The 11,876-nt window shown below is 70.3% G+C and carries 11 protein-coding genes; 2 read left to right on the top strand and 9 right to left on the bottom strand.

Annotated features, from left to right (window positions below; all coding sequences use genetic code 11):
* Window positions 1-44 precede the first annotated feature (44 nt).
* Both ACFQV6_RS12975 and crcB read left to right on the top strand, forming a co-directional pair.
* On the top strand, window positions 45-404 hold the full coding sequence (locus tag ACFQV6_RS12975; protein WP_378027667.1) for a fluoride efflux transporter FluC: 360 nt from the start codon (window positions 45-47) through the stop codon (window positions 402-404).
* Complete coding sequence (gene crcB / locus ACFQV6_RS12970; RefSeq protein ID WP_378027666.1) at window positions 401-763, top strand: fluoride efflux transporter CrcB; 363 nt, start codon at window positions 401-403, stop codon at window positions 761-763. Before ACFQV6_RS12975 ends, crcB begins: the two co-directional genes overlap by 4 nt.
* Before the next feature lie 9 nt (window positions 764-772).
* Here crcB and ACFQV6_RS12965 read toward each other — a convergent pair whose 3' ends face one another.
* The 9 genes from ACFQV6_RS12965 to ACFQV6_RS12925 all read right to left on the bottom strand — a co-directional run bounded on the left by ACFQV6_RS12965 (window position 773) and on the right by ACFQV6_RS12925 (window position 11,809).
* Entirely contained in the window at window positions 773-2,992 is a 2,220-nt protein-coding gene (locus tag ACFQV6_RS12965) for an MMPL family transporter (protein WP_378027665.1), read from the bottom strand.
* Window positions 2,993-3,063: 71 nt separating this feature from the next.
* Window positions 3,064-3,708, bottom strand: a complete 645-nt coding sequence (locus ACFQV6_RS12960) for a LuxR C-terminal-related transcriptional regulator (RefSeq protein ID WP_378027664.1) — start codon at window positions 3,706-3,708, stop codon at window positions 3,064-3,066.
* A 28-nt stretch (window positions 3,709-3,736) separates the two neighbouring features.
* Window positions 3,737-5,041, bottom strand: a complete 1,305-nt coding sequence (locus ACFQV6_RS12955) for a sensor histidine kinase (protein WP_378027663.1) — start codon at window positions 5,039-5,041, stop codon at window positions 3,737-3,739.
* A gap of 77 nt (window positions 5,042-5,118) precedes the next feature.
* Complete coding sequence (locus ACFQV6_RS12950; protein WP_378027662.1) at window positions 5,119-7,413, bottom strand: hypothetical protein; 2,295 nt, start codon at window positions 7,411-7,413, stop codon at window positions 5,119-5,121.
* On the bottom strand, window positions 7,410-8,591 hold the full coding sequence (locus ACFQV6_RS12945; protein ID WP_378027661.1) for an acyl-CoA reductase: 1,182 nt from the start codon (window positions 8,589-8,591) through the stop codon (window positions 7,410-7,412). The genes ACFQV6_RS12950 and ACFQV6_RS12945 overlap by 4 nt, the downstream gene beginning before the upstream one ends.
* Window positions 8,588-9,622: an acyl-protein synthetase gene (locus ACFQV6_RS12940; RefSeq protein WP_378027660.1), complete on the bottom strand. Its 1,035-nt coding sequence runs from the start codon at window positions 9,620-9,622 to the stop codon at window positions 8,588-8,590. The genes ACFQV6_RS12945 and ACFQV6_RS12940 overlap by 4 nt, the downstream gene beginning before the upstream one ends.
* Window positions 9,619-10,842, bottom strand: a complete 1,224-nt coding sequence (locus ACFQV6_RS12935; protein WP_378027659.1) for an AMP-binding protein — start codon at window positions 10,840-10,842, stop codon at window positions 9,619-9,621. The genes ACFQV6_RS12940 and ACFQV6_RS12935 overlap by 4 nt, the downstream gene beginning before the upstream one ends.
* The gene (locus ACFQV6_RS12930; RefSeq protein WP_378027658.1) at window positions 10,839-11,570 is read right to left on the bottom strand and encodes an SDR family NAD(P)-dependent oxidoreductase; all 732 of its coding nucleotides are present in this window, start codon (window positions 11,568-11,570) and stop codon (window positions 10,839-10,841) included. The genes ACFQV6_RS12935 and ACFQV6_RS12930 overlap by 4 nt, the downstream gene beginning before the upstream one ends.
* Window positions 11,567-11,809, bottom strand: a complete 243-nt coding sequence (locus ACFQV6_RS12925; RefSeq protein WP_378027657.1) for an acyl carrier protein — start codon at window positions 11,807-11,809, stop codon at window positions 11,567-11,569. Before ACFQV6_RS12925 ends, ACFQV6_RS12930 begins: the two co-directional genes overlap by 4 nt.
* Window positions 11,810-11,876: the final 67 nt, after the last annotated feature.

The following is an 11,876-nucleotide window of genomic DNA, read 5'->3' as shown; positions in this document are numbered from 1 at the left end:
GGACGCCGCCACGTCCCCCCGGCCGCCGGGCCCTCGGTGATCTAATGTCCCTGGTGATGAGGGATCTCGACGTCGACCGCGCAGCCCTGACGGCCGTCTCGGCCGGTGGTGGGCTCGGCGCTCTGGCGCGATACGGCCTCGCCGTCGCCTGGCCCGGCACCCCGTGGACCGTCTGGGCGGTGAACGTCACGGGCTGCTTCCTGATCGGCGTGCTCTACACCCTCACCGACCGGCGGATCCCCCGCCTGTTTCTCGGCACCGGGGTCCTGGGCGGCTACACCACCTTCTCCACCGCCGCCGTCCAGATCTTCGAGGCCGGCCTGGGCTATCTCGCCGCCACCCTGATCGGCGCCCTGCTGGCGGCCTGGGCCGGCAGCGCTCTGACCTCGGTGTTCCGCCGGTGACCGCACTGCTGGTGGTCCTCGGCGCGGCCGTCGGCGCGCCCCTGCGCTACCTGACCGATCGGTTCTTCCAGACCCGCTACGGCCCGGCCTTCCCGTGGGGCACCCTCGTGGTGAACGTGGCCGGATCGCTGCTGCTCGGATTCTTCCTCGGCCTGCCGCTCTCCCCGAGCCTGATCGCGCTCCTCGGCACCGGGTTCTGCGGTGCGCTGACCACGTATTCGACCTTCAGCTGGGAGACCCTGGCCCTGGCCCGGCGCGGGGAGACCGCCGCCGCCATCGGATATCCGCTGCTCAGCATCACCGCCGGATTGGGCGCCGCCTGGATCGGCGGCGCCCTGTCCGCAACGATGATCACGTGAGGGTGGCGATCACGCCACCGGGGTGAGCTCCCGCTCGACCGGCTTCGGCCCGGCCTGCGCCGGCGGCTCGTGGGCGACCTCGGGCAGCCAGCGCAGCCCCCGCGGCAGCCACCAGTTGGCCCGTCCGAGCAGCGTCATCACGGCCGGCAGCAGCACCGCGCGGATGATCGTGGCGTCCAGCAGCACCGCGGCGGCCAGGCCGACACCGAGTTCCTTGGTGGCGATCAGCGGCAGCGAGGCGAAGAGCGCGAAGACCGCGACCATCACCACGGCGGCACTGGTGATCACGCCGGCCGTGCTGCCGATGCCCTCGCGGACCGCTTCGCGGATCGGCAGGCCCCGGTCGTGGCCCTCCCGGATCCGGCTGACCACGAAGACGTGGTAGTCCATCGAGAGCCCGAAAAGGATCACGAAGAGGAAGAGCGGCATCCAGTTGGTGATGCCGCCGGCCGCGACGAAGTCGAGCTGCTTCTCGAAGTGGCCGTACTGGAAGACGTAGACCAGCATTCCGTACGCGGCCGCGACGGAGAGCAGGTTGAGCACCACGCCGGTGATCGCGACGACGACCGAGCGGAACGAGACCAGCAGCAGGATGAACGCCAGCCCGAGGACGAAGGTGAAGACCCAGGGCAGGCTCTCGTCGAGCCGCTCGTTGTAGTCGACGCTGCCCGCCGCGTTGCCGGTGACCAGGGCCGTCGCACCGGAGAGCCGGCCGAAGGTGTCCGGCACCACCTCGTCGCGCAGGAGGTTCAGCGCGCTGATCACCTCGGGGCTCTCCTCCTTGCCGGTCAGGCCGACCGACACGATCGCCACGTCGCCGCCCGGGTTGACCTCGACGTCGATCGGCTCGACCAGTTTGCCGCCGCTGCCCGCGGTCGCGGCCTTGAAGTCGGTGAGCGCCTGGTCGAACCGCGCGCTCTTGATCGAGTCGCCCTGCACGACCACTCGGGCCGGCGTGGTCTTGCTGGGGAACGCCTCGCCGATCGCGACGAACGCCTTGATCACCGGCGCGTCGGGGGACACGTCCTGGATCCGCTGGCCCTTGGTCTGGAGGTCGAGGGCGGGCGCCGCGATGGCGCCGAGAGCCGCGACCGCGACGACAGCTGAGATCAGCGGCTTGGCGAGGACGACCCGGAGCAGCGCGTTCCAGACCCGGCCCTCGCTGTTGCGGCGGTAGAGCCCGGGAATCTTGATCGAGTCGACCCGGTCGCCGAGCGCCGAGAGCAGGGCCGGCAGCACGGTCAGCGAGCCGAGGACTGCTGTGGCGACCACCAGGATGGTGCCCGTGGCGAAGCTGACGAACGTGACGTCCTGGGTGAAGAACATGCCGGCCATGGCCACGATGACGGTGAGACCGGAGACCCAGATCGATCGGCCCGACGTCTGCGCGGCGATCACCAGGGCCCGGTGCGGGTCGGCGCCCTTGCGCCGTTCGTCGCGTTCCCGCCGGATGTAGAAGAGGCAGTAGTCGACGCCGACCGCCAGGCCGATCAGCAGCATCACGTGGGTGGTCTCGTCGACGACGGGCGCGAACCGGCTGGCCGCGGCCATCAAGCCGATCGCGGCGACCACCGACATGATCGCCAGCGCGACCGGCAGCAGCGCGGCCACCACCGCGCCGAACGCGATGAGCAGGATGCCCAGCGTGACCGGGATGGAGAGCATTGACAGGCGGGTGAGGCCGGACTCCAGCTCGTCACCGATCAGCTTGTCACCGCTCGCGTCACCGGCCTGGGCGATGTAGAGGTCCGGGTAGGAACTCTGCACCCGGGCGATGGCGTCCAGCGACGGTGCAACCCGATCGCTCGCCGTCTCCGGGTCGCCGGCCAGGCTGAAAGTGATCAGCGACGACCGTCCGTCCGGCGACTCGATCGGCGCCTGCACGTCAGCAACGCCGGCCAGCGTCTTGAGCGACCGGGTGACCTCCCCCGCGGCGGCCACCCGATCAGAGCCGGCGGCCCCCCGGTCAGAGCCGGCCCGGTTCTGGATCAGCACCATTTCACCGGCCGGCCGCTCCGGGAAGCCGGCCTCCTCGACGATCCGGTCGGCGCGACCGGACTCCCCGTGCCCGGCCAGCGCGTAGTTGGCCTCCCGGGTGCTGACCTGTCCACTGAGCACCACCGTGGCCGCGACGAAGGCGACCCAGCCGATGATCGCGAGCGCCCGATGGCGGGCGCTCCACATCGCGGCACGGGCCGCGATTCCTTTGACGTTTTCCCTGTTCTCCATGGGGAAAACGCTATGGAGTCCGCAGTGGGCGAGCGATACTGCGAGCACCCCGGTCGGGGGTAGTGCTAGCCCTACGCCTGGAGGTAGGCCAGCACTGCCAGCACCCGCCGGTGCTGTTCCTCGTCCTGGTGCAGGCCCAGCTTGGTGAAGATGTTGCGCACGTGCTTCTCCACCGCACCCTCGGTGACCACCATCTTGCGGGCGATCGCGGTGTTCGACATGCCCTCGGCCATCAGGCTCAGCACCTCGCCCTCCCGCGGGGTGAGGCTGCGCAGCGGGTCGTCACGCCGGCGGCGGACCAGCAGCTGGCCGACCACCTCGGGGTCGAGCACGGTGCCGCCCTCGGCCACCCGGGTCAGCCCGTCGAGGAAGTCGGCGACAAGCGACACCCGGTCCTTGAGCAGGTAGCCGACCGCACCACGGCGGTCGGCGAGCAGATCGTCGGCGTACGACACTTCGACATATTGGGAGAGCACTAGGATCGGGCTGCCCGGCACCTTCGACCGCGCTTCGACGGCGGCACGCAGCCCTTCGTCGGTGTGCGACGGCGGCATCCGGACGTCCACGATGGAGACGTCCGGACGGTGCTCGACGACGGCCGCGACCAGGGAGGGCCCGTCGCCGACGGCCGCCACCACCGTGTGGCCGTTCTCCTCGACGAGCCTTACCAGGCCCTCACGCAACAGCACCGCGTCGTCAGCAATCACCACCCGCATGCCGCCATGCTGTCAGATCCGCGGAGAGTCAGAGGGGCAGAGCCGCAGTGAGCGTTGTCCCTTTACCGTCAGGGCTGTCCACGGCCATCACGCCGCCGGCCGCCCGGACCCGGTCGTCCAGCCCGGCCAAGCCGTGACCTTTGGCGAGGCTGGCACCGCCGACACCGTCGTCGGAGACCGTCACCAGCAGTCCGGTGGCGATCCTCTGCACGCTCACCCGCACCTCGCTGGCGTTGCTGTGCTTGGCGACGTTGGTCAGCGCCTCGGCCACCACGAAATACGCTGTCGACTCGACTGCCGGATCCAGCCGCTCGATCGGCGGGGCGTCCAGGTCGACCGGGACCGTGCACCGGCCGGCCAATGCCGTCAGGGCAGCCTGCAAGCCCCGGTCCACCAGGATCGGCGGGGCGATCCCGCGGGAGAGCGCGCGCAGCTCGTCCAGGGTCTCCCGGGTCTGGCTGAGCGCCTCGGCGACGGTGGCGCGGGCCGCGTCCGGGTCGGTGGTGAACTGCTGCTCGGCCCGGCCCAGGTCCATGGCCAGCCGGACCAGCCGCTGCTGCGGCCCGTCGTGGATGTCGCGCTCCAGCTTGCGCAGGGCGACCGCCTCGGCCGAGACCGCCGCCGCCTTCTGCTGCTGGGCGACGTCGCGGTCCGCATTGGCCTGGGCGACCTGCTGGCGCAGCTCGTCGACGCCACTGAGCAGGCCCCGGGCGAACACCGCCTCGAGCAGCGCGGCACCGCGGACGACGGGGTAGAGGGTGGCGGCGAAGAACAGGCCGATGCCCACGTTGATGGTGATCCGGGCGCCCATGCTGTCCTGGAAGCCGAGGAGCTCGGGCAGCTCGTAGTTGCTCTCCGGGTGCGGGATCGACCAGTCCCACAGCGGGTAGCTGAGGCCGGCCAGGGTCACCGCCCACCAGGTGATGACGAAGCAGAACGCCAGCGTGCTGGGGATGAACCGGAACATACCGTGCACCATGTCGAGCCACGACTGCGCGTCGGTCAGCGGGGCCATCAACCGGCGCAGCCAGCCCTTGTCCCGGTCGGCGCGGTAGACCGGGTGCGGCACCTGCCGGCCCAGGACGGGGCCGATCCGGGCCCGTTCCAGGATGGCGAAACCGCGGGACATGGTCAGCGTGGCGACCAGGATCGGCAGGCCGACCCAGATGATCGCGGTGCCGATGCCGACGGCGAAGCCGGTTATGCAGAGCACGATCGTGATCAGGCCGAGAGGGAACCCGAGAAGCACGTACTGGGTGTCGATGCCCAATTGGCGCAGGTAGCGCAAGGCCAGACCCGGCTGTGCGTCGGCGCCGGAGTATGTCGTCGTCATGTCAGAAACGCTAGGCATCCGAGGCCTCCCCGCCGATCCCGCGAGCCGCCCGATCGACAGTAGGGTTAACCCGACCGTCACCTCAACTCGTAGATCGTCACCGGTCCCCGCTGGAGGCGGATCGCGGCGATCGAGGCGAGGCGTGGCGAGATCTCACCGGCGCGGGTGTCGGCGAAAAGCCACCGTACGCCGTAATCCTCCCGCAGCCGCGCCACATCCACCGGATCACCCTCGGCGAACACCCGCTGGTTCAGCTCGAAGATCGCCGGATCGGGCGCCGGCTGGTAGACGTACCGCAGGTCGTTCTCCCCGTTCGCGGCCACCGTCTTGTCCGAATATCCCCAGCTCTCGACCAGGGTGCGACGCCCGCCGAGCGCGGCGACCCAGAAGGCGCGCGCGTTGCACAGCGTCGCCTTCATCGGCATGCAGTGCACGTTCGTCGCGACCACGTCGTCGCGGCCGGCGTGCTCGTCGAGCCACAGTGCGGCGCGCATCTCCACCCCTCGCACCGCCATCGCCGGGCGGGCCCGGGGCTCAGCCGGGTCGGCGATGTACTTCACCGTGTTCTGCACCGAGGAGAACACCCCGGCGGCGATCAGCGCGGCGATCAGCGCGGCGGGCACGGCACGCGCGGCGCGGCGCCGCCAGATCAGCACGGCGATCAGCGCGACGCCGGCTGCCAGGGCGGCAGTGCGAAGCAGGGGTACGGCCATCGCCCATGCCCAGGCACCCGGAGTCTGCTCCTGCGGCACGTCCACCGCGGGTGCCAGCCACGCCCAGAGCAGCCCGGCAGCGGCTCCGGCAAGCGGCACCCACCACCCGCGGACCCGATCGGCGAGCGCCCACGCCGTCAGCACACCGCAGAACGGCAGCACCGCGTTGAAGAAGTAGATCTGGCTCGCCGACGGGTGGTAGAGCAGCCACATCGCGAGCGTCCCGGCGATCACGATGCCGGCGATCAGCCACGGCACGGTGTCCTCGGGGTCGCGCCGCCGCGGGGTGAGCACCAGGCCGACGAGCCGGGGTGCCTGCACCAGCAGCCACCACACCACCGCCCAGACGACGAACCAGCGACCGGCCACGTCGGCGTTCGCCACACCGTGCGGCCACAGTCCGCCCCGGTCAACACCGTCCTCGGCACCGAGCAGGTGCTGGTACGGCGAGAACCACCGCACCGTCGCGACGAACTGCACCTCCAGGGTGCCCGCGCCACCACCGGCGAACAGGCGCAGCCCGGCCACCATGCCGAACGCGGTGGCCGCCAGCAGGCCGAGCGCGGTCCACGGGATCCGCCGCCGGAACACCAGGGTCACGGCGATCACCAGCAGCAGGCCGGCGGCCAGCGGCGGCAGCACGCTCGCCTTCGCTCCGGCACAGGCCACCGCGAGCACCGGCAGGAAGAGCCAGCCCCAGCGCAGCGACCGGCCGCGCAGGGCGTCGACGACGATCACCACGAACAGGCCGATGAGAGGCATGGCGTACGTCTGGGAGGGGCTGAGCAGGGTGACCGGCAGTCCGATGCCCGGCGGCCCCCACGGCGATCCCGCCACCACCGTCTGCCCGACGAAGCCCATCAGCGCCGCCACCGGCCCGGCCCACCAGCGGCCGGTCACGCTGCGGCCGAGCGCCGCGAACACGACGACGGCGATCGCGATGATCGGCAGCATCCAGAGCCGGAGGAACACGGTCACCGGCGAGATGCCGGTGATCATGCTGGCCGCGGCGATGTCGGCGTCCGACAGGTAGTGGTAGCGCAGCGTCTCCTCGGCCAGCTGCGGCACCTGGAACGGCATCGAGCGGGTCATCTCGTGGATCAGCGCGAGGTGGTAGTAGAGGTCCGGGTAGACCTCGACGGTCGTCGGCAGCCTCGGCACGCCGTGGAACACGACAACGGACCAGGCCGCCACCAGCACCAGGACGCCGGAGATCGCCCACGACCAGCCCAGTGGCAGCGGCTCGCCGGGGCCGGCCCGCCAGTGCCGGCGCAGCCCGGGGACGAGCAGGAACAGCAGCACGATCAGCGCCGGCCAGCCGGGGAGCAACTGCTGCTGTCCGGTCGCTGCGGCGAGCGCCCAGCCGACCAGCAGGACGAGCAGTCCGGTGGCGGCGCCGAGACCGAGGTCCTCGGGCCAGTTGCCACGGCTGCCGAAGACCGCCCGGAACACCAGCGTGCCCGGCAGCACCACGACGAACAGGAGGTAGGCCCCGTACAGGGCGATGTCGCGGTCCGGCGTTGCGGCGGCGTGCAGCACCCAGACTCCCGCCGCGGCGGGAAGCAACCAGGGCAGCAGGGACCACAGCACCCGGGGGAGACGGCGGGTCACCGGCGGAGCCGGCTCCGTGACGGCCGGCTCGGCAAGCGTCCGGGTCACGTCAGCAGGGTGGTCAGTCGGGTGAACTCGCTCGGCAGGTCGTAGCCGTCCCAGAGGGCGCCGAAGGTGAGCGCCGACCCGAACGGCACGATCCGGTCCACGCCACGCCCGCCCAGCTCGGTGGCGAACGCGCGCAGCTCGGACGGGGTGAACCCGAAGTGGCTGACGGTCTGATCCTGCCGGTTCATCGCCGGTACCAGGTCGAGCAGCGAGTCCACCTCGGCGAACGGGAACGCACCGGCACCGATCCAGCGGCGGGGCGCATCCCCGGTGCCGGTCAGCGTCACCGCGGTGATCCGGTTGTCCGGGAAGTCCAGCGCCGACGCCGCGCCGGTCGCCGCCAGCCCGTACGCGTTGACCCGCTTCTCCACAGCCATCGCCGCGTCCACGGTCCAGCCGCGCTGGTCCACCACGTCGAGCAGCAGCTCGAGGAACTCGGCGCGGACCTGGGCGCCGTCACCGCCGACCAGGAAGACGGTCCGCGGTGACGAGCAGGCAGCCTGGTCGAACCAGTACGCGTCGTTCGCGAACCCGACAACGGCAGTGCGCCGCGCGGCCGGATCCGCGGCCCGCCACCCCGGTACGGACAGCACCGCCCACGAGGTCCGGTCCGGGAACGTCAGGTCCCGCGCGGACGGCCGCAGCGGGAACGTACGGATACTGTTCACCGCCGCGTCACCACCCCAGATCACCCGCAGGTCGCACCACCTGCTCAACGCGCCGGTGACCGCGTCGTCCCGCCCGTACGTGACCATCCGCTGGGTCCGCCCGATGACCGGATCGGCGTCGATCTCGTTGAGCGCGTCCAGGATCACCTCGGCCGCACCGGCCGACCGCGACGAGACACGGACGACGTTGTGGTTCCCGGCCAGCGCGGAGAGCGCCCACGAGTACACGAAGATGGTGTCCACATTGGCCGGCGGCACGTGGAACACGTTCCCCCTCGGGAACACCAGCGCGTCCTGCCGGGCCATCCTCTCGACAGCACGGCTCAGCTCGGCCGGCCGCAGGAAGTAACCGAGCGACCCGAGTTCCGGGTGCCGCCGGGCCACCGCCGGAGCGAGCAGTTTGCGGGCCAGCTTGGCGAGGAACTCCACCACCCGCGGATCGCCGACGGTCAGCCGGTCCTCCGACGGCGCGGTGAGGTCGCCCTCGGCCCCGAACCGGAAGGTGATCACGCCGCCTCCCGGTACGTGTCCGAACAGCCTCGCGCCTCGGCCCGCGGCAACCTGCCGAGCACCGAGAACCGCTTGCCCGGCCAGTCGCCGTCGTCGACACCGTGCACCACACCGAGGTCCTCGGTGAGCAGCACGTGCCCCGGGTACGAGGTGGGCAGGGTGCTCACCACTTCGAGTAGTCCCGGTTTGCCGGGCGGCAGCTCCGCCCAGGTCTGCGGGTCGCGAACCACGACGTCCGCGAAGTCCGGGCAGTACAGCGAGCCACCGGTCGGTCCCTCCAGAAAAACGGTGCCGATCTGCTCGACCATCCCGTAGTAGTTGTGCACCCGGGTCAGCCCGACGCCGGCCAGGCGAGCCCGGAACTCCGTGGGCGAGACGGCCTGGTCGACGAGCTTCTTCCAGCCGCCGGAGTGGATCAGGATGCCGTTGCCGAGGTCGAGGTTGTGCTCCCGGGCGACCTCGTAGAGGTGCAGCCAGACCAGGAAGGTGAACCCGAAGATCAGGAACGGCTGGTCGCCGTGCTTGACCAGGAAACCCCTGATCGCCTCCAGGTCGACGGCGCCCTCGTTGTCGAGCGCCCAGACGTGGTCGCGGCCGAAGGTGGACATGCCGAGCACACCGGCGCCGCGGGCGCTGAACGAGCGACGGTCCTTGAGCATCGCCTTCGTGTCGACGAGCAGCATGGGCAGGCGCTTGGGGCCGAGCACGGTCTGCACCGTGGCACCGAGGCGACGGGTCTGCTCAGCCGCCGCGGCCTTGTCCAGATAAATCCGGCTAACTTCTCCTGTGGTACCGCTGGACGTGAGGATCTTGAAGACCTCGTCGTCGGGGATGCTCTTCAGCTCCAGGGTTTTGAAGAGGCGGACCGGAAGCCACGGCAAGTCCGAGATACCGGACCCTTCGGTGAAACCAGAGGCTGAGAGGATCCTCCGATAGGGCTCGCACCGCGCCCGGTGATGGTCGACGAGCGCGGTGAGCTCCTTGAACAGAACTTCGTCCTTCTGGGACTGGGACAGAGTGAAGACACTCACAACGACGCCTCCAGCGCCCGATAGTCGGTCTTGCCGTTCGGCAGCAGCGGCAGCGCGTCGACGGGGCGCACGTTCACCCCGGTGAAATGGGTGCCGAGCCACTCGGAGATCTTGGTGCGCAACGCCCGGGCCTCGTCGTCGGAGGCGCCCTCGGCGAAGACGTGCAGCCGGTCGTCACCGGCGACCGCGGCGACCGGGAAGTTGCGCTCGACGTCGTCCAGATTGATCCGGACGCCGAACACCTTGCCCATCCGTTTGATCCGCCCGGTCAGGAACAGGAAACCCTCGTCGTCGAGCCGTCCCAGGTCACCGGTGCGCAGCACGCCGCCGAGCTCGTCACCTTTCGCCAGGTCAGCGCCGGTTTCCGCGTACCCCATCATGACGTTGGGTCCGCGATAGACCACCTCGTCGTCCTCGATGGTGAAGGCGCCGCCCGGCATCGCGAGGCCGACCGAGCCGGCCTTGCCGGCGAGGCGGTCCGGCGGGAGGGTGGCCATCCTGGGTGCGGCCTCGGTCTGGCCGTACATGACGAACATGCGTCCGCCTGCGGCGTCCATCCGCTGTGCGAAATCGGAGACCAGGTCGGTGCGCAATCGGCCGCCGGCCTGGGTGATGGTACGCAGGGACGAGTACTTCCCCGGGTCGAAACGCAGCCGCTTCAACATCTCGTACTGGTACGGAACGAACGCCAGCGACGTCACCCGGTACTCACCGACCGCGCTCCAGAAGTCCTTCCGCAGGATGCCGGTCCGCTCCAGCACCACCGTCGCACCCCTGAGCAGGTGCGAGTGCAACACCGACAGCCCGTAGGAGTAGAACAGCGGCAGCGTCGTGATCGCGACGTCGTCACCGGTGATGCCGAGGCTCTCCGCCACCTGCTCGGCGTTGGCCATCACCGCGGACCGGGACAGCCGCACCAGCTTCGGGTTGCCGGTGGAGCCGCTGGTGGTGAGCAGCAGCCCCAGGTCCGGATGCACCTCGCCGGTGGTGTACCGCTCGATCAGTCCGGTGTGGTCGGTCTCCGGATCGAGCAGCACCACCGGCTTGTCCAGGCGCAGTGCCGCGAGATAGCGGGCCACGGCCGCGACGGTCGCCGGCATCGGCAGGAAGACCAGCGGCTCACCGGCCAGCTCGGCGGCGGCCTGATCGATCAGCTCGGGCGTCAGCGTCTCACCGGTCACCGCGTCGACGACGCGGGCGTCCGGGTGGAGCAGGTTCACAGCGTCAGTCCCCCGTCGACCCCGATCACCTGTCCGGTGACGAATCGGGCCTGGTCGGAGAGGAGGAACGCGATCACGTCGGCGACCTCCTCAGCGGTGCCGAGACGGCCGAGGGCGGTGTCCGCGATCCGCTCGGCGCGTCCGGCCTCGTCCAGGGTGTCCAGCATGTCGGTCGCGATGAAGCCGGGTGCCACGGCGTTGACCCGGATGCCGCGCGGGCCGAGTTCCTTGGCGGCCGACCTGGTCAGCCCGACCACGGCAGCCTTCGACGCGGCGTAGACGGCCTGGCCCGCCGCACCGTGCGTACCGGTGATCGAGGCGGTCAGCACGACGGCCGGGTTCTGCCCGCGGGCGAGCAGCCGGACCGCGTTCTGCAGCGTGTACGCGCTACCCGCCGCGTTGACCGCGAAGAGCCGCTGGATCGTGGCGTCGTCGGTCATCCCGAGCATGCCGGCGGCGTGCGTACCGGCGTTGATCACGAGCGCGTCCAGCCGCTTGAACCGTTCGAACGCGAGCCGGATCAGGGCCTTGCTGGTCTGCGGGTCGGCGATGTCACCGCAGGCGTGCACCACTGTGACACCGAACTTGCCGGCGAGAGCCGCGGCCGCCTCGGCGACGCCGGACTCGCCGTGCCCGTGCAGGACCAGATCGTGGCCCTCCTCGGCGAGACGGTGCGCGGCCGCCCGGCCGATGCCGCGCGACGCACCGGTCACGAGGGCAACACTCACTTGACGTCCACCCCGTATTTACCGAGGATTCGCACGGCCTCGGTAAAACTGGACATATTGATGACGTCATCCGTGTCAATCATTACCGAGAATTCATCTTCGATCGTCGCGACCAATGACATGTGAGCCAGTGAATCCCACTTCTCGAAGTCCTGGTAGCGCAGTTCGTCCACGGGCGCGTCCGCCGGAAGGTCAAGCGCGGTACGGAACGCGTCACGCAGTTTCTGCAGCTCACTCACGTGGTACTCCATGGTGGGGGGATCAGAGGAGTCCTACTTTCCCGCAGTCTCCTGGTCCTGCCGACCA

Source organism: Actinoplanes sp. GCM10030250, from assembly GCF_042666575.1.
Taxonomy (GTDB): domain Bacteria; phylum Actinomycetota; class Actinomycetes; order Mycobacteriales; family Micromonosporaceae; genus Actinoplanes.
This window is presented reverse-complemented; position numbering and strand designations above follow the sequence as displayed.